General features: G+C 74.1%; 14 protein-coding genes and 2 pseudogenes. 12 read left to right on the plus strand and 4 right to left on the minus strand.

Features of this window, described 5'->3' with window-relative positions; translation table 11 throughout:
* Positions 1-35 precede the first annotated feature (35 nt).
* From ACIP9H_RS04450 to ACIP9H_RS04465, 4 genes and pseudogenes are all read left to right on the plus strand, one after another.
* Positions 36-899, plus strand: a pseudogene (locus ACIP9H_RS04450) (D-ribose ABC transporter substrate-binding protein); the annotation flags it as partial.
* A 43-nt stretch (positions 900-942) separates the two neighbouring features.
* Positions 943-1,845, plus strand: coding sequence for a ribokinase (rbsK, locus tag ACIP9H_RS04455; RefSeq protein WP_401582952.1), 903 nt, complete (start codon positions 943-945; stop codon positions 1,843-1,845).
* Entirely contained in the window at positions 1,842-2,231 is a 390-nt protein-coding gene (gene rbsD / locus ACIP9H_RS04460) for a D-ribose pyranase (protein WP_401582954.1), read from the plus strand. The genes rbsK and rbsD overlap by 4 nt, the downstream gene beginning before the upstream one ends.
* 66 nt (positions 2,232-2,297) lie before the next feature.
* Positions 2,298-2,741 (plus strand): DUF937 domain-containing protein, encoded by a 444-nt coding sequence (locus tag ACIP9H_RS04465; RefSeq protein ID WP_401582955.1) that lies wholly within the window; start codon positions 2,298-2,300, stop codon positions 2,739-2,741.
* A gap of 265 nt (positions 2,742-3,006) precedes the next feature.
* On the opposite strand, the gene ACIP9H_RS04470 is transcribed toward ACIP9H_RS04465, so the two are convergent.
* The 3 genes from ACIP9H_RS04470 to ACIP9H_RS04480 are packed head-to-tail and all read right to left on the minus strand — an operon-like array spanning position 3,007 to position 5,656.
* Complete coding sequence (locus ACIP9H_RS04470; protein ID WP_401582957.1) at positions 3,007-3,858, minus strand: sugar phosphate isomerase/epimerase family protein; 852 nt, start codon at positions 3,856-3,858, stop codon at positions 3,007-3,009.
* Between the two features lie 2 nt (positions 3,859-3,860).
* Positions 3,861-5,036: a dihydrodipicolinate synthase family protein gene (locus ACIP9H_RS04475; RefSeq protein ID WP_401582958.1), complete on the minus strand. Its 1,176-nt coding sequence runs from the start codon at positions 5,034-5,036 to the stop codon at positions 3,861-3,863.
* The gene (locus ACIP9H_RS04480) at positions 5,033-5,656 is read right to left on the minus strand and encodes a hypothetical protein (RefSeq protein WP_401957440.1); all 624 of its coding nucleotides are present in this window, start codon (positions 5,654-5,656) and stop codon (positions 5,033-5,035) included. The genes ACIP9H_RS04475 and ACIP9H_RS04480 overlap by 4 nt, the downstream gene beginning before the upstream one ends.
* Positions 5,657-5,892: 236 nt before the next feature.
* Here ACIP9H_RS04480 and ACIP9H_RS04485 point away from each other — a divergent pair, with 236 nt between their 5' ends.
* From ACIP9H_RS04485 to ACIP9H_RS04520, 8 genes and pseudogenes are all read left to right on the plus strand, one after another.
* On the plus strand, positions 5,893-6,999 hold the full coding sequence (locus tag ACIP9H_RS04485; protein ID WP_401582962.1) for a LacI family DNA-binding transcriptional regulator: 1,107 nt from the start codon (positions 5,893-5,895) through the stop codon (positions 6,997-6,999).
* 110 nt (positions 7,000-7,109) lie between these two features.
* Positions 7,110-8,033 carry a GNAT family N-acetyltransferase gene (locus ACIP9H_RS04490; RefSeq protein ID WP_401582964.1) on the plus strand — a complete coding sequence of 308 codons (924 nt, stop codon included), beginning with the start codon at positions 7,110-7,112 and terminating at the stop codon, positions 8,031-8,033.
* Positions 8,034-8,043: 10 nt separating this feature from the next.
* Positions 8,044-8,844, plus strand: a complete 801-nt coding sequence (locus ACIP9H_RS04495) for a sugar phosphate isomerase/epimerase family protein (protein WP_401582966.1) — start codon at positions 8,044-8,046, stop codon at positions 8,842-8,844.
* Between the two features lie 157 nt (positions 8,845-9,001).
* Entirely contained in the window at positions 9,002-9,913 is a 912-nt protein-coding gene (locus ACIP9H_RS04500) for a LysR family transcriptional regulator (RefSeq protein WP_401582968.1), read from the plus strand.
* 43 nt (positions 9,914-9,956) lie between these two features.
* Positions 9,957-10,259 (plus strand): annotated as a pseudogene (locus ACIP9H_RS04505) (LysR substrate-binding domain-containing protein); the annotation flags it as partial.
* 4 nt (positions 10,260-10,263) lie between these two features.
* Positions 10,264-11,313, plus strand: coding sequence for a hypothetical protein (locus ACIP9H_RS04510; protein ID WP_401957445.1), 1,050 nt, complete (start codon positions 10,264-10,266; stop codon positions 11,311-11,313).
* Positions 11,314-11,405: 92 nt separating this feature from the next.
* Positions 11,406-13,202: a glycoside hydrolase family 3 protein gene (locus tag ACIP9H_RS04515; protein ID WP_401582972.1), complete on the plus strand. Its 1,797-nt coding sequence runs from the start codon at positions 11,406-11,408 to the stop codon at positions 13,200-13,202.
* A gap of 98 nt (positions 13,203-13,300) precedes the next feature.
* Positions 13,301-13,927, plus strand: a complete 627-nt coding sequence (locus tag ACIP9H_RS04520; protein ID WP_401582974.1) for a hypothetical protein — start codon at positions 13,301-13,303, stop codon at positions 13,925-13,927.
* Between the two features lie 64 nt (positions 13,928-13,991).
* Here the strand turns inward: ACIP9H_RS04520 and ACIP9H_RS04525 are convergent, their stop codons facing one another.
* Positions 13,992-17,837: an ABC transporter ATP-binding protein gene (locus tag ACIP9H_RS04525; RefSeq protein ID WP_401582976.1), complete on the minus strand. Its 3,846-nt coding sequence runs from the start codon at positions 17,835-17,837 to the stop codon at positions 13,992-13,994.
* Positions 17,838-17,911: the final 74 nt, after the last annotated feature.

Below are 17,911 nucleotides of genomic sequence, written 5' to 3' on the forward strand. Positions count from 1 at the left end.
CCGTCAGCGCCCTCGCCCTCACCGCCGCCGCCTGCAACTCCGGCTCCGGCTCGTCCTCCGGCACGAAGGTCGGCCTGTCGGTCTCCACCCTCAACAACCCCTTCTTCGTCCAGCTCAAGGAGGGCGCCCAGGCCGAGGCGAAGAAGGAGGGCGTGAACCTGACCGTGACCGACGCGCAGAACGACGCGTCCCAGCAGGCCAACCAGCTGCAGAACTTCACGAGCCAGAACGTGAAGGCGATCATCGTCAACCCGGTGGACTCCGACGCGGCCGGCCCGTCGGTGAAGGCCGCCAACAAGGCGAACATCCCCGTCGTCGCCGCCGACCGCGGCGTCAACAAGGCCGACCTCGCGACCACCGTCGCCTCCGACAACGTCGAGGGCGGCCGGCTGGCCGCCAAGACGCTGGCCGAGTCCCTCGGCGGCAAGGGCACCGTGGTCGTGCTCCAGGGCACCGCGGGCACCTCCGCCGCCAACGAGCGCGGCCAGGGCTTCGACGAGGGCATCAAGGCCTACCCCGGCATCAAGGTGGTCGCCGAGCAGGCCGCGGACTTCGACCGCACCAAGGGCCTGGACGTCATGACCAACCTGCTGCAGGCGCACTCCGACGTCACCGGCGTCTTCGCGCAGAACGACGAGATGGCCCTGGGCGCCATCAAGGCGCTCGGCTCCAAGGCCGGCAAGACCGTCAAGGTCGTCGGCTTCGACGGCACCCCCGACGGCCTGACCGCGGTCAAGGCGGGCACGCTCACCGCGTCCGTGGCCCAGCAGCCCAGCGAACTGGGCAAGCTGGCCGTGCAGAACGCCGTGAAGGCCGCCAAGGGCGACAAGCTCCCGACCCTGGTCAAGGTGCCGGTCAAGGTCGTCACGGAGCAGAACGTCGCGGGCTTCACGTCCTGACGCGACGCACCGTTACGGCCGATTCCGCGAAGGGAACACAAAGATGCACGGCTACGACCTGCTGGTCGTGGGGTCGGCCAACGCCGACCTGGTGATCCACGTCGACCGCCGCCCGGCGGCGGGCGAGACCGTCCTCGGCTCCGACCTGGCCACCCACCCCGGTGGCAAGGGCGCCAACCAGGCCGTCGCCGCGGCCCGCCTGGGCGCGCGCACGGCGCTGCTGGCGCGGGTCGGCGACGACGCGCACGGGCGGCTGCTGACCGGGTCGCTCAGATCGGCCGGCGTGGACACCTCCGGCATCCTGGTCGGCGACACCCCCACCGGGGTCGCGCTGATCACGGTGGACCCTTCCGGCGACAACAGCATCGTCGTCTCGCCGGGCGCCAACGGGCGCCTGGGGACGGCCGATGTGGCCGGGGCGCACGAGCTGCTGGCCGCCGCCCCCGTCGTGTCGCTGCAACTGGAGATCCCGCCCGCGACCGTGGCCGCCGTCGTGGCGGCGGCCACGGAGGCCGGGACGCGGGTGGTGCTCAACCCGTCGCCCCCGGCGCCGCTGCCGCCGAAGGTGCTGGAGGGCTGCGATCCGCTCGTGGTCAACGAGCACGAGGCGCGCTTCCTGCTGGGCGAGGACGCGGGGGCCACTCCGGAGGACTGGGCACGGGGGCTGCTCGCCCTCGGGCCGCGCTCGGTGGTCGTCACCCTGGGCGCCGGGGGCGCCCTCGCGGCGACGACCGACGGCACGGTGCTCGTGCCCAGCCTGCGCGTGGAGGCCGTCGACACCACCGGGGCCGGTGACGCGTTCACCGGGGCGCTGGCCTGGCGGCTGGGCGCCGGCGACGACCTGGAGACCGCCGTGCGGTTCGCGGTGCGCGTCGGCGCCGCGGCCGTGACCAAGGCGGGTGCGCAGGAGTCCTTCCCCACCCTCGACGAGACGGAACAGCTGTGAAGAAGTCCGGAATCCTCAACCGCCACCTGGCGGGCGCGCTCGCCGCGCTCGGTCACACCGACCTGGTCGTCGTCTGCGACGCGGGCCTGCCTATCCCGCCCGGCCCCGTCGTCGTCGATCTCGCCTTCCGCGCCGGGACGCCCTCGTTCGCCGAGGTGCTGGGGGGGCTCCAGGAGGAGCTGGTGATCGAGGGCGCCGTCGCCGCCAAGGAGGTGCGCGACCACAACCCCGAGGTCACCGCGCAGCTCGAGGAGGCGTTCCCGGACCTGGAGCTGGTCCCCCACGAGGACTTCAAGGCGCTCACCCACCAGGCCAGGCTGGTCGTCCGCACCGGGGAGGCGCGACCCTACGCGAACGTCATCCTGCGCTGCGGTGTCCCCTTCTGAGCGGGGTACATCCGTCCGGCTGCGGTCGGCGGGCCGAGCGGGCGATTCGCAACTAACGTCCGGAGCATGAGCGATCGACCGCTGAAGGACGAGGTACTGGAGGAGCTGGGCGAGGACCGGCTCCGGGAGATCGCCGCGCTGCTCGGTACCGACGCCGACGAGACGCGGCAGGTCGTGGGCGGTTCCGTGGCCTCGCTCACCGGGGTGCTCACCGACGACGCGGTGACCCCCGGCGGAACGGCCGAACTGTGCCAGGCCATGGAACAGGCGGCGAACGCGACCGAATCGCTGCCCGCCGCGGCCGCCGGCTTCGCCGGGGTGCAGGGCGGCGCACAGGGCGGAAGCAACAGCGGCGCCCTCGTGGCGGTCCTGACGAAGGTCGCCGCTCCGGCGGCGCGGGCGGTGGCCAAGCGGACCGGGCTGCCGGAGGAGGCGGTCGCCGGGGCACTGGAGTCGATCATCCCGGTGGTCGCGGCGGTACTGGCCCGGCGGGCGCGCGAGAAGCGCTGACCGCCTGCGGGACCGCGGGGCGCGGGGCCCGTACACCGCCCCGTGAACGGCGAAAGGGGTCCGGCTCGGCCGGACCCCTTAAGCGTTCCCCTCCCTCTGCGTGGTGTCCCGAGCCCCCTCCGGACACCGCGCCTCCCCCTCACTCAAGACCCGTACGAGGCCCCCCTCAGGGTCTTGACGCTACATAGACCCGCGAGCCCGGGGGATGGTTGCACGCCCTCCAGAAGAAATTTCAAAGTTTTCCGATCACCCCTCGGAGGCCCGTTCACACCACGTGGGAGCGGTACCTTGCGATGGTTTCGTCCAGAACGTCCCCGCCGTCACGGGCCCACAGGGCCGGGTTGAAGATCTCTACCTCGACGGGCCCGGCGAATCCGGTCGCGTCCACCTGCTCGCGGAACCCCCGCAGATCGACGCACCCGTCGCCGAGCTGCCCGCGCCCCAGCAGGACGCCCGCGGGCAGCGGGGTGATCCAGTCCGCGACCTGGAAGCAGGCGATGCGACCGCCCTCCCCGGCCCGCGCGATGCCCCGGCCGGCGAGGTCGTCCCACCACAGGTGGTAGGTGTCCACAACGACGCCGACCCGCTCGGCGGGGAAGCGCTCGGCGATGTCCAGGGCCTGGGCGAGGGTCGACACGACACAGCGGTCCGAGGCGAACATCGGGTGCAGCGGCTCGATCGCGAGGCGGACACCCCGCTCGCCCGCGTACGGGGCGAGTTCGGCCACGGCGTCGGCGACCCGCTCGCGAGCGGCGGCGAGATCGCGCTCCCCGGCCGGGAGGCCGCCGGAGACCAGCACGAGCGTGCCGGTGCCCAGCGCCGCGGCCTCCTCCACCGCCGCGCGGTTGTCGGCGAGCGCGGCGGCCCGCTCACCGGGGTCGGAGGCGGTGAAGAAGCCGCCGCGGCACAGCGAGGTGACCGTGAGCCCCGCGTCGCGGACGAGCTTCGCGGCGGCCTCCACACCGAACTCGCGGACCGGTCCGCGCCACAGGCCGACGCCCGGCACACCGCGCGCGGCGAGGCCGTCGACCAGTTCGGGAAGGGCGAGTTGGCGCACGGTCTCCTGGTTGACGCTGAGCCGCACGAGATCGTCCGGGACGCGATTGTCAGTACCCACTGTCACACTCCGTACACAGAGAGCAAGTTCCGCATGCGGGACACGGCGAGTGCCGGGTCGGGGAACAGTCCGACGCGGTCGGCCAGTTCGTACGCGCGGGCCAGATGGGGAAGGGGGCGGGCCGAGTGCAGACCGTCGAGCATCGTGAAGTGCGACTGGTGGCCGGCGAGCCAGGCGAGCAGGACGACACCGGTCTTGTAGTGGCGGGTGGGCGGCCCGAACAGGTGCCGGGCCAGCTCGACCGTCGGGTCGAGCAGCGCGCGGAAGGCCGCGGTGTCACCGGAGTCCAGCGCGCGGAGGGCGTCGGCGGCCAGGGGCGCGAGCGGGTCGAGGACGCCGAGGAGGGCGTGGCTGTGGCCCTGCTCGTCCCCGGCGATCAGCTCGGGATAGTGGAAGTCGTCGCCGGTGTAGCAGCGCACACCGTCCGGGAGGAGGCGGCGCAGCCCGATCTCGCGCTCCGCGTCCAGCAGGGAGATCTTGACCCCGTCGACCTTGCCGGGGTGCGCCGCGACCAAATCCAGGAAGGTGCGGGTGGCGGCGTCGAGGGCGGTGCTTCCCCAGTAGCCCTCCAGCGCGGGGTCGAACATCGGCCCGAGCCAGTGCAGGACGACGGGTCGCGCGGACTGCCGCAGGAGATGGCCGTACACCTCCAGATAGTCCTCGGGCCCCTTGGCGACCGCGGCGAGGGCGCGGGAGGCCATCAGCACGGGCCGCCCGCCGGCGTCCTCGACGAGCGCGAGCTGCTCCTCGTACGCCCTGCGGACGTCGTCCAGGCTGTAGGGGTAGCCGATCTCGGTCACGGGCAGCTGGTCGGTGCTCACGCCGCACACGATGCGGCCACCGGCGGCCCGGGCCTCGGCGCAGGAGCGGCGCGTCAACTCGGCAGCGGCAGGCCAGTCCAGGCCCGAGCCGCGCTGCGCGGTGTCCATCGCCTCCGCCACCCCCAGTCCGTGGGACCACAGGTGGTGGCGGAAGGCCAGGGTCGCGTCCCAGTCGACGGCCGCCGGCAGACCGGGGGCGGTGCGGAACGGGTCCGCGACGACGTGCGCCGCCGCGTACACGACGCGGCTGCGCGGCGCGGCGCTGCCGGCTGGTGCGGAGAAGTGGCCCGCGGGTTCGGTGCGCGGCCGGTACGGCCGCAACTCCCCCGACGCGTCGGGGAGACGGATGGTCGTCACAGGGTCAGCTCCGGTACGTCGGGACGGCGGCCCGCGGTCGGGGATCCGAGGGCCGGCTCTGCCGGTGGGGCGAGTTCGGTGGGTTCGGCGAGTTGGGCGAGTTCGGCGGGTTGCGCTCCGCGGGCGCCGGCCGGCAGATCGCGGGGCGAGGACCCGCCGGGCAGGACCTGGCGCGGGAAGAGTTCCCCCTGCGGCCGGAAACCACGCGCGTCGGGTTGCCGCGCCGGTTCCGGCGCGCGGCAGCGGTGCCGGGTACGGCAGTTGCGCAGGCCGTCCTCCCGGACGACGCGGTGCCGGACGCCGGTGGACGTGGCCGCGTGGGCCGGTCGCGGTGGGGCCGCCGGCCGGGGGGCGGCCGGATGTTCCCCGCGAACGCCCGTGGCCCGCACGGCGATGCAGCCGCCGGCGGCCGGGCCGGCGAGCACCGGGGCGCGGCCGATGGGGACCTGAGCCGGTTCCGGGCCGGGCCGTCCGGCGAGGGCGCGCTCCGGCCGCGGAGTGCCGCCGTCGCCGGGACCGCCCCGCCCGCGAGGGGCGAGGACCGGGCGGACCCGATGCCGGCGGAAGCCCGTGCGGCCGGTGACGCCGTCCGTGGTGATCCGAACTGCCTTGCGGACCACAGCAGTTCCTCTCTTCGGCGGCGGGGTGCCGAGGGGGTGACCATGACAGCAAGCGCTTTCTCGTCCCTCACGCTAGCCATCGCCACGACAATCGACAAGAAGCACCACCTTCTGACAGACAGCGCTTTCTGCCCTTCGGGCCGGGCCGGACCCGCTCCCCGAGCCGCTCCGGGATGAGAACATGTGCGGCCACGGGCCGAGGGCCCGAAACGGACCGAACCGGAGGAAGCAGAAGCATGGCAGTGACCCTGGCCGACGTCGCGGCGCACGCCGGAGTGTCCGCCGCAACCGTGTCGCGCGTGCTGAACGGCAACTACCCGGTCGCCGGGAACACCCGCGAGCGCGTCCTGCGGGCCGTGGACGATCTGGACTACGTCGTCAACGGCCACGCCCGCGCGCTCGCCGCCGCCACCTCCGACCTGGTCGGCGTGCTCGTCAACGACGTCGCCGACCCCTTCTTCGGTCTGATCGCCAGTGCCGTGCAGAGCGAGATCAGCGGCGGCCCGGACACCCCGGCCGGGGTGCCGGCGGGCGCCGGGAAGCTCGCCGTCGTCTGCAACACCGGCGGCTCGCCCGAGGCGGAGCTCAACTACCTCACCCTGCTGGCACGGCAGCGCGCGGCAGGGGTGGTGCTCACCGGCGGCGCCGTGGAGGGCACCGAGCACTCCGCCGCCGTCGCCGCCCGGCTCGCCCGGCTCGCCGCCTCCGGCACACGGATCGTGCTGTGCGGCCGGCCCCCGCTGCCCGAACTCGCCGCGCTCCCCGGCTCCGCGGGCGACGCCGTCGTGACCGTGGCCTTCGACAACCGCGGCGGCGCCCAGCGCCTCACCGAGCACCTGCTCGCCCTCGGCCACCGCACCATCGGCTATGTCGCGGGCCCCGCCGAACGGACCACCACGCGGCACCGGATCGAGGGCCACCGCGCCGCCCTCGCGGACGCGGGCCTCGCCGGCTCCGCCGCGGAACTCGACCGCCTCACGGTGCACGGCTACTACGACCGCTCCTCCGGTTACGACGCCGCCCACGAACTGCTGCGCCGCGAGCCCCGCCTCACCGCGGTCCTCGCCGCCAACGACAGTGTCGCGCTGGGCGTCTGCGCCGCCCTGCGCGAACGCGGACTGCGGATCCCGGAGGACGTCTCGGTGGCCGGTTACGACGACCTGCCGTTCAGCGCCGACGCCTCCCCCGCGCTCACGACCGTGCGGATCCCGCTCCAGGAGGCCGGGGCCCGCGCCGGACGCCTGGTGATGGGACGTCAGGTACCGCCGCCCGGAGGGCTCGCGACCGTTCGCACGGAGCTCATGGTGCGCGCCTCCACCGCGCCGCCGCGGCAGGACGCGTAGCGGGCCCGGAACGGGACGCGGCGGCACACCGCGCGGCACTGGCGGAGTGCCCCCACGGCGGAATACCTTTGACTGAGTCAAAGGATTTCCCCGGGAGAGGCACAGGGACCGTGACCGTTCAGGAGATCAGGGCGTTCAACCGCTTCTACACCAACCTCATCGGGGCGCTGGACTACAGCCGACATCTGCACACCCCGTACACGCTCACCGAGGCCCGCGTCCTGTACGAACTCGCCCACGCCGACGGGCTCGACGCGGCCGATCTGCGGGCAGCGCTGTCCGTCGACGCCGGGCAGCTCAGCCGCATGCTCGCGGCCTTCGAGCAGCGCGGGCTGGTGACCCGGACCCCCTCGCAGCGGGACGCCCGGCGGCAGCGGGTGGACCTGACACCGGACGGCCGGGCGGCCGCCGGGCTGCTGGAGGAACGGTCCCGGGACGCCGTCTCGTCCATGGTCGGCGGCCTGGCCCCGCGCGACCGCGAACGACTGACCGGCGCCATGCGCACGGTCCGCGAGGTCCTGGGCGGAGCCACCGCCCCCGAATCCGCCCCCGAATCCGCCCCGGAAGCCGCTGAGCGGGTCCGGCTGCGCGGGCCGCGCCCCGGCGACCTGGGCTGGGTGGTGCAGCGCAACGCGGAGGTCTACGCCGAGGAGTTCGGCTGGAACGCCGAGTACGAGACGCTCGTCGCCCGGATCGTCGCCGACGGCCATGAGCGCGCGTGGATCGCCGAACTGGACGGCGAACGCGCCGGCTGCGTCTTCTGCGTACCGGGCGAGCAGCCCGGAACGGCCCGGCTGCGCCTGCTGCTGGTGGACCCCGCGGCCCGCGGCCACGGCATCGGCCGGGACCTGGTCGACGCCTGCGTCCGGCACGCCCGCGGGACCGGCAGGCGCGAGCTGGTGCTGTGGACGAACGACGTCCTGGCCTCGGCCCGCCGGATCTACCAGGCGGCCGGATTCGAGCTGACCGGGCAGAAGGCGCACCACAGCTTCGGCAAGGATCTCGTCGGGCAGGACTGGCGACTTGTGCTGTAACGTCCGGAAAGTGAAGCTGGCGTTCTCGACCCTCGGCGTGCCCGGGCTGCCCATGGCGGACGTGGCCCGGCTGGCGGCCGGGCACGGCTGGCACGGCGTGGAACTGCGGGCCGGTCACGACGAGCCGGTGCACGCCGGCCTGACGGAGCGCGAGCGGGCCGCGGTGCGCGAGGAGTTCCGGTCCGCCGGGGTCGACGTCGTCGCGGTCGCCTCCTATGTGCAGGTGGCCGCTCCGGGCGAGGACGAGCCCGTACTGCGCGGGCTGCGCGACCACATGCGGCTCGCCGCCGGCCTCGGGGCACCGCACCTGCGGGTGTTCCCGGGCGCGGGGAACGGTTCGCAGCCGGACAGCGCGGACACCCGCGCGGCCCGCCGCCTGGCCGCGGTGGCGTCGGAGGCGGCGGACCTGGGTGTACGGCTGCTGCTGGAGACCCACGACTCGCACCGCACCGGCGCGGACGTGGCCCGGGTCCTGGGGCTGGTGGGCCATCACAGCGCGGGTGCCCTCTGGGACGTGCTGCACCCGTGGCTCGGCGGGGAGCAGCCGGAGCACACCTACCCGGTGCTGGCGCCGTATCTGGGCTATGTGCAGGTCAAGGACGTCTCCTCGGCGCAGGACACCACCCCGGTGCCGCTCGGCCGCGGTGCCGTGCCGCTCGCCGGGACGGTGGAGGTGCTCAGCCGGGCGGGCTGGGACGGCTGGCTGTGCTGGGAGTACGAGCGCCGCTGGTATCCGCAGGTGCGGGCGCTGCCGGAGCTGCTGTCGCGGGGCCGTTCCCATCTGCTGGGGCTGCTCGGCGAGTCGGCCTGACTCGCCCACCGCTCGTACGGCGGGCGACGCGAGCACGAGGCGCGCGTCACATCGTCCCGGCACCGGGCGCCGTATCCTGCGGTCCCGGCGACTCTTCAGCAACCGCACCTGTCGCCGCGCGATCGGATTCACGATCTCTGAACGATGGGGTGAACGGATGCTGGACCTGGCCCGGCTGCGCGCGCTGCACGCGGTGCATGTGCACGGCTCCGTCGGCGCGGCGGCGACCGCCCTCGGCTACACCGCTTCCGCGGTCTCGCAGCAGATCACGAAGCTGGAGCGGGAGACCCGCACCACGCTGCTGGAACGCCAGGGCCGCGGGGTGGCGCTGACCGAGGCGGCACAACTGCTGGCCGAGACCGCGCAGGAGCTGATGGCCATCGTCGAGCGGGCCGAGGTCGCCCTGGAGGAGCGGCGCGGCAGGCCCACCGGCCGGCTGACGACGGTCGCCTTCCCCACCGCCGCGCGCGGGCTGCTGCCGGCTGTCCTCGCCGAACTGGCCGCGGCCCACCCGTCGCTGGAGCTGCGGCTGCTGGAGGAGGGCGCACACCTGGCCGTCGACCTGGTCGCGCGCGGCGTGGTCGACCTGGCCGTGGTGCACGACTGGGACATCGCGCCGCTGCCCGCCCCCGAGGGGCTGGAGCGGGTGGAGATCGGCGAGGACCACTGCGACATCCTGGTGCCCGCCGCGCATCCCCTGGCGGCCCGCGGCCCCCTGGCCCGCGAGGACCTCGTCGACCAGCGGTGGATCTGCCAGCCGCCCGGGCACGTCTGCCACGAGTGGCTGGTGCGGACCCTGCGGGAACTGGGCAGCGAGCCCGACCTCGCGTTCCAGGTCGCCGAGTACCAGACGCAGCTGGAACTGGTCGCCGCCGGACTCGGGATCGCGCTGGTGCCCCGGCTGGGGCGCGGGCCGGTGCCCGCGGGCGTGGCCGTGGTGCCGCTGGAGCCGGCGCCGGTGCGGCGGCTGTACGCCTTGTGGCGCACGGGGGCGTCACGGCGTCCCGCCATCAGTGAGACGGTCCGCGTGTTGCGGGAGCACTACCCGCGGGTCGTTGCCCGACCATAGGCGGATGTCCTCCACACGCAGGGAACCGTTCCGGGCCGCGTCCCGTCCAACCCACGTGCTGCTGGTGCGGACCCTGCGGGAACTGGGCAGCGAGCCCGACCTCGCGTTCCAGGTCGCCGAGTACCAGACGCAGCTGGAACTGGTCGCCGCCGGACTCGGGATCGCGCTCGTGCCCCGGCTGGGGCGCGGGCCGGTGCCCGCGGGCGTGGCCGTGGTGCCGCTGGAGCCGGCGCCGGTGCGGCGGCTGTACGCCTTGTGGCGCACGGGGGCGTCACGGCGTCCCGCCATCAGTGAGACGGTCCGCGTGTTGCGGGAGCACTACCCGCGGGTCGTTGCCCGACCATAGGCGGATGTCCTCCACACGCAGGGAACCGTTCCGGGCCGCGTCCCGTCCAACTCACGTGCTGCTGGTGAGTCTCCGCAAAGCGGTGTCGGTCACGCTGCTGGCTGCGTCGCTGACAACCCTCTCCGCCGCCTGCGGCCGGCAGCAGTCCGCCACCGGTGCGCCCCCCTCCGAGAGCGCCGGTGGCGGCCCCGCGTCGTCCGCCGTCGTCACGCCGACCTCGGATCCCAAGCCCCCGGCCTCCACCTCCACTTCCGCCTCCCCGTCGGTCCCGGTCGCCCCCTCGGCGCCGCGCCAGGGCGGGATCGCCTCGCACCGGGTGTACTTCTCGTCGTCCGTCCGGGCCCCGTCGCTCCACACGGTGCTGAACGACGAACGCGACGCGGGCCGGTTCCCGGGGTGGTTCGCCGCGTCGGACCCCGCGGTGGGCGCGGAGATCGGCAAGCGGGCCGCCGCCACGGACTTCTCGCGCTATGTGCTGGTCGCCTGGAACCGCACGACCGGGTGCAGCGCCGCCACGGACGCGCAGCTGTTCCGCAGCGGCGACCGGCTGGTGCTCGGGCTCGACCAGCCGCCTCCACCGCCGGAGTGCTTCGCGGCCCACCAGGTCGTCACCGTCTTCGAGGTGCCCCGCGACCGGATGCCCGCGCATCCGCGGTTCGCCCAGGAGCCCAGCCCGCAGCCCGACCCGGCCGGACCGGGCCGGACGGTGGCCTTCGGCCGGCTGGACGGCGGTGAGCCCGCGCCCGCCGCGCGGAACGCCGAGGTGACCTCGGGCCGGCAGCTCGACGCCTTCCTCGCCACGCTCTCCCCCAAGGACGCCAGGACCGTGCGCAAGCAACTGGCGGGCCATCCGTCCCGGCCGGGCGAGCGGCGCTTCGCGTTTGTGCTGACGGGCTGCCGGCCGACCGGCGCCTGGCTGATGATCAGCCGTCAGGAGCTCTCTGCCGTCACGACCGGGGACGAGACGATCCGCTGCATCCAGGCACAGCGCTGGACGGCGGTCCTGGCCGTGCCGTCCTCGTTGGTGCCGGAACGCGCACGCCTCATTGACTGACAATAACTTTCCGGCTAAGCGTGTCTGCTTGAAGGTTTCTTTCAGGGTCACCTTCGGTGTGTCCCGCCTCCTCCTGCCGGAAGGAGTCCGTCATGCACAGCCCTCCCCGTCCGTCCCGCCGTGCCCTCCTCGGCACCGCCGCGGCCGCCTCCACCGCCCTCGCCCTCGGCGTCCCGGGCACCGCGGGCGCGGCCGCGGCGAACGACCGCAGACGCGTCCGCGCGATCATCGACCGGATGAGCATCGAGGAGAAGATCGGCCAGCTCTTCGTGATGCGGGTGTACGGCCACTCGGCCACCGCACCCGACCCCGCCGACGCGGCCGCCAACCAGGCCGAGATCGGCGTCTCCAGTGCCGCCGAGCTCATCGCCAAGTACCACGTCGGCGGCATCATCTACTTCGCGTGGGCCCACAACACCCGTGACCCGCACCAGATCGCCGACCTGTCCAACGGCATCCAGCGCGCCTCGCGCGTCCCGGTGCTGATCTCCACCGACCAGGAGCACGGCGCGGTCACGCGCGTCGGCTCGCCCGCCACGCTCTTCCCCGGCGGGATGGCGCTCGGCGCCGCCGGGAGCGTGCGCGACGCGCGCACCGCCGCCTCCGTCGCGGGCGCCGAACTGGCGGCCATGGGCATCAACCAGGACTACGCGCCGGTCGCCGACGTCAACGTCAACCCCGCCAACCCGGTCATCGGCGTACGGTCCTTCGGTGCCGACCCCAAGGCCGTCGCCGCGCTCGTGGCCGCCCAGGTGGCCGGCTATCAGGGCGCCGGGGTCGTCGCCACCGCCAAGCACTTCCCCGGACACGGCGACACCGGCACCGACAGCCACTTCGAACTGCCGGTCATCACGCACTCCCTGGAGGAGTGGCGGCGCCTGGACGCACCGCCGTTCCGGGCCGCCGTCGCCGCCGGCATCGACTCGATCATGACCGCGCACATCCTGGTGCCCGCCCTCGACGACTCCGGCGACCCGGCCACCCTGTCCCGGCCGATCCTGACCGGCATCCTCCGCGAGGAGCTGGGCTACGACGGCGTGGTCGTCACCGACGCCCTCGGCATGGAAGGTGTGCGCCAGAAGTACGGGGACGACCGCGTCCCCGTCCTCGCCCTCAAGGCGGGCGTCGACCAACTGCTCAACCCGCCGCTGCTGGAGACCGCCTGGCAGGGCGTGCTGGCCGCGGTGCGCTCCGGCGAGCTGACCGAGGAGCGCATCGAGCGGTCGCTGGAGCGCATCCTGACCCTCAAGGCCCGCCGGGGCCTGCTGGACGACCCGTACGTCACCCACCGCGGCGTGGACAAGGCCGTCGGCACCCGCGCCCACCTCGCCGCCGCCGACCGGATCACCGACGGCACCGTCACGCTGCTGGCCAACAACGGTGTGCTGCCGCTGGCCGCCCGGCGCCGGCTGCTGGTGGCCGGAGCCGATCCGGCGGCGCCCTCGGGCACCGGCGGGCCGCCGACCGCCGTGCTGGCGGCCGCGCTCACCGCGCTCGGGCACCACGCCGAGGCGGTGTCCACCGGGATCGCGCCCGACCAGGCGGCGATCGACCGGGCGGTGGCCGCCGCGCGCGGCACCGACGCGGTGGTCGTGGCCACGTACAACGTCGGCTCCGCCGCGGACCGCCAGATCGCCCTGGTACGGGCGCTGGCCGCCACCGGTGTGCCGGTGGTGCAGATCGCGATCCGCAACCCGTACGACGTCGCGCGGCTGGACGGGACGGCGGCGGCACTGGCCACCTACGGGTGGACCGACGTGTCCCTGCGCGCGGCGGCCCGGGTGCTGGCGGGCCGGGTGCGGCCGAGCGGGAAGCTGCCGGTGGCGGTGGTCCGCGCGGACGACCCGGCACGGGACCTGTATCCCGTCGGGTGGGGTCTGGGGTACTGACAGGGAGCGCGCACGGCGGCCCCTCCCGGAACCGGTCCCGACCCCTTATCCTCCCCAAAAGGGGCACCGTCGCCCGGGGGAAGTGGTGGGGGGCCGCCGTGCGTATTCAGACGATCTCGGGTCAACTGCTCGGCGGGGCCTGGCTGCTCGCCGTTCTGCTGGCGTCCTGCACACCGGGCCCGGGCGGGACCGGCAGCAGCGCCGCCGGACCGAGCCTGACGCCGACCACGCAGGACGGGGTCTTCCTCGCCCAGGACGAGTGCGCGACCAGCGACCCGGTCGGCTCCTACCGCGAGATCGCCTGCGACGACCCGGCCGCCCTGGCCCGGGTGGTCGCCCGGCTGTACGGGCTGCTGCCCGCCTCGCCGTCGCCCTCGACGAAGAACGCCGCGCGGCCGGGCGACCGCTGCCCGGCGACCACCGACTTCCTGCTGACCGTCAGCGCCGCCCAGCCGCAGGGCTATGCCTGCATGCGCAACCTCATGGCCCCTCACCCGGGCGACCCGGGCGAGGGCGGGGGACCGCAGACCATCGCGGGCGACTGCGTGTACACCTCGCGGCAGGGCGAGGTGAAGGAGACCACCTGCGACGGTTCCGCCACGCACAAGCCGCAGTACCAGGTCACCCGCCTCGCCGGCAGCCGCGCCGCCTGCCCGAAGGACACGGTGCTCTACGTCCGGGTGGGCGGCGGGCCCGACGGCGTGGGGTGCGCCCGCCGGCTCTGACGCGCGCCCGGACCGTGGCCCGCGGGCGGCCCGCACCGGTCGGCGCGGACCGCCCGCACGGGGGTCAGGCCGCGGCCTCGCTGTTCTCGTCCTCGCCGACGAAGGTGCGCCACAGCGCGGCGTACCGGCCGTCGGCGGCGAGCAGTTGCTCGTGCGTGCCGTCCTCGACGACGCGGCCGTGGTCCATGACGACGACCCGGTCCGCGCGGGCCGCGGTCGTCAGCCGGTGCGCCACCACCAAGGTGGTGCGGCGCACCGCGAGCCGGTCGGCGGCCTGGTTGACCAGGGCCTCGGTGGCCAGGTCCAGGGCGGCGGTCGCCTCGTCGAGCAACAGGACGTCCGGGTCGACCAGTTCGGCGCGGGCCAGGGCTATGAGCTGACGCTGTCCGGCCGAGAGGTTCCGGCCGCGTTCGGCGACGGTGTGCAGATAGCCGCCGTCGAGCGTGGCGATCATCTCGTGGGCTCCGACGGCGCGCGCGGCGGCCTCCACCTCCGCGTCGGTGGCGTCCATCCGCCCGTACGCGATGGCGTCGCGGACGGTGCCCTCGAAGAGGTACGCCTCCTGCGGGACGACGCCGAGCCGCTGACGGTAGCCGGTCAGGTCGAGTTCGCGGAGGTCCTGGCCGTCGACGAGGACCGCGCCTGAGGTGGGGTCGTAGAACCGGGCAACCATCTTGACCAGGGTGGACTTGCCCGCCCCGGTCTCGCCGACGAAGGCGACGGTCTGCCCGGCGGGTATCCGCAGCTCGATGCCGGCCAGCGCCTCGGCGGCGTCCTTCGCATAGCGGAAGTGCACGTCGCGGAAGGTGATCTCCCCGCTCAGCCGGCCCACCTCGCGCGGTGCCTCGGCGGCCGGGGTCGTCGTCGGGGTGCGCAGCAGTTCACGGATGCGGCCGAGGGACACCGAGGCCTGCTGGTAGCCGTCGAAGACCTGGGAGAGCTGCTGCACGGGGGAGAAGAACAGGTCGATGTAGAGCAGGTACGCCACCAGGGCGCCGGCGGTGAGGGTGCCCGCACCGATCCGGTGCGCGCCCACGATCAGCACCAGGGCCGCGGCCACGCTGGACAGCAGCTGCACGAAGGGGAAGTAGACGGAGATCAGCCACTGCCCGCGCACCCGCGCCTGGCGGTAGGCGTCGCTGCGGCCGGCGAACCGCTTCGCCCCGCCGCGCTCGCCGCGGAAGGCCTGGACGACGCGGAGCCCGGCGACGTGCTCCTGGAGGTCGGCGTTGACGACGCTGACGCGCTCGCGGGCCAGTTCGTACGCCTTGACCGACCTGCGGCGGAACACCCACGTGGCCACCAGCAGCACAGGCAGCGTGGCGAAGACGATCAGGGCCAGCTCCACGTCGATCACGAGGAGCGCCACCAGGATGCCGAGGAAGGTGAGCAGGCTGACCAGGGCGGTGACCAGCCCGGTCTGCAGGAACGTCGACAGGGCGTCGACGTCCGTGGTCATCCGCGTCATGATCCGGCCGCTCAGCTCGCGCTCGTAGTAGTCGAGCCCGAGCCGGTGCAGGTGCGCGAAGATCTTCACGCGGAGCGTGTAGAGCACGCGCTCGCCGGTCCGGCCGGTGAGGCGGGTGGATCCCCACTGGGCGGCCCACTGCGCGGCGACGACGGCGAGGCCGAGCAGCGAGGCGGCCCAGACCGCGCCGAGCGCGGCCAGCCGGACGCCGGAGTCGATGCCGTGCCGGATGAGGACCGGCAGCAGCAGTCCGGCGAGCGCGTCCACGGCGACCAGCAGCAGGCTGAAGAGCAGCGGCCCGCGGAAGCCGCGCAGCATGCTGCGCAGGCCGAAGTCCTTGTCGACGTCCGCGGCGGCCTTCTCGTCGACGTCCGGGACGTCATCGGCCGGCGGCAGCGCCGCGACCTGGGCGAGGAGTTCGGGTGTGGCGGGCATGCCGGCCATGGCCGAGGCCATGCTGCCGGGGCCGCCCCGGGCGGCCGCCGCCGCGGGAGCCGCACCCCTGCGGTCGGGGGTCTCGTCGCGGTGGCGGCGATCCTCGGGCCACAGCTCCGGGGTGACGCCGCCGGCCGGGGGCGCGGCCGGGGCGGCGGGGCGGTCGAGCAGACCGGTGATCGCGCCCTCTCCGGGCCACGGGGGCGCGGCGGCGATCTCGCCGGCCGGGTCGTGGGTGACCACGTCGGCGCCGAGTTCGTCGGGGTCGGTCAGCAGCCGCCGGTACAGCGCGCAGCGGTCCTGCAGTTCCTCGTGGGTGCCGATGTCGACCAGCCGGCCGGCCTCCAGGACGGCGATGCGGTCGGCGAGCGCGAGGGTGGAGCGGCGGTGCGCGATCAGCAGGGTGGTGCGGCCTGCCATGACCTGGCGCAGGGCGTCGTGGATCTCGGCCTCGACGCGGGCGTCGACGGCGGAGGTCGCGTCGTCCAGCACGAGCAGCCGGGGGTCGGTGAGGATCGCGCGGGCGAGCGCCACACGCTGGCGCTGGCCGCCGGAGAGGGTCAGGCCCTGTTCGCCGACCACGGTGTCGTAGCCCTGCGGCAGGGCCGAGATGAACTCGTGGGCCTGGGCGTGCCGGGTCGCGGCGAGGACCTGCTCGTCGGTGGCGTCGGGGTGGCCGTAGGCGATGTTGGCGCGCACGGTGTCGGAGAACAGGAAGCTGTCCTCGGGCACGAGTCCTATCGCGTCGCGCAGCGAGTCGAAGGTCAGCTCGCGCACGTCCTCGCCGCCGACGCGCACCGCGCCGCCCGTGACGTCGTAGAAGCGCGGCAGCAGCAGCGAGACGGTGGACTTGCCGCTGCCGGAGGCGCCGACGACCGCCACGGTCTCGCCGGGGGCGACGCCGAGGGAGAAGTCGTCCAGCACCGGGCGTGCCGGGTCGTAGCCGAAGCTCACGTGGTCGAACTCGACGGTGGCCGCGGCCTCGCGGGGCAGTTCCCGCGAACCCTCGCGCAGGCTGGGCCGGGTGTCGATGAGTTCGGTGACGCGCTCGACGCCGGCCCGGGCCTGCTGGCCGACGGTCAGCATCACGGTGAGCATCCGCACCGGGCCGGTGAGTTGCGCGAGGTAGGTGGAGAAGGCGACGAAGGTGCCGAGCGTGATCTGGCCGCGTACCGCCATCCAGCCGCCGAGCGCGAGCATGCCGACCTGGCCGAGGGAGGGAACGGCCTGGAGCGCCGGGCTGTAGCGCGCGGTGAGTCGGACCGTGCGCAGCCGGCCGGCGAACAGCCGCTCGCTGACGGCGCGCATCTTGGACATCTCCTGCTGCTCCTGGCCGAAGCCCTTGACCACGCGGACGCCCGTGACCGAGCCGTCGACGATGCCGGCGACCGCCGCCGCCTGCCCCTGGGCGTACCAGGTGGCGGGGAACAGGGTCCGCCGGCTGCGGTCGGCCAGGAACCACAGGGCGGGCGCGACGGCCAGCGCGATCACCGTCAGCAGGGGTGAGAGCACCAGCATGACGACGAGCGAGAGCAGGAACAGCAGGACGTTGCCGATCATCATCGGGGCCATGAAGAGCAGGCCCTGGATGAGCTGGAGGTCACTGGTGGCCCGGCCGACGACCTGGCCGGTGTTGAGCTCGTCCTGGCGCACGCCGTCGAGCCGGGTGAGCGAGTGGAACATCTCCGTGCGCATGTCGTGCTGCACGTCGAGCGCGAGCCGGCCGCCGTAGAAGCGCCGTACGAAGGTCAGCACGTACACCACGACGGCGGCGGCTATGAGCACGGCCGCCCAGGGCGCGAGCGGCTTGTCGTGCTTGACGATCACGTCATCGATGATGATCTTCGGCACGAGCGGCACCAGGGCCATCACCGCCATGCCGCCGAGCGACGAGCCGAGTGCGAGCAGGACGTTCCGCCGGTACCGCCAGGTGTAACCCGTCAGCCGGCGCAACCATCCCGGCCCGGCCGTACCGCTCTTCTGCCCGCCGTCCCTTGCCGCCACCACGGTCCTCTCGTCGGTTCTTCTCCGCCAGAGGATCACAACGCCCCGATGTGCGGATTTCATCCTCCCGAAACAAC

The sequence above is a fragment of the Streptomyces sp. NPDC088732 genome (genome assembly GCF_044751205.1).
GTDB lineage: Bacteria > Actinomycetota > Actinomycetes > Streptomycetales > Streptomycetaceae > Actinacidiphila.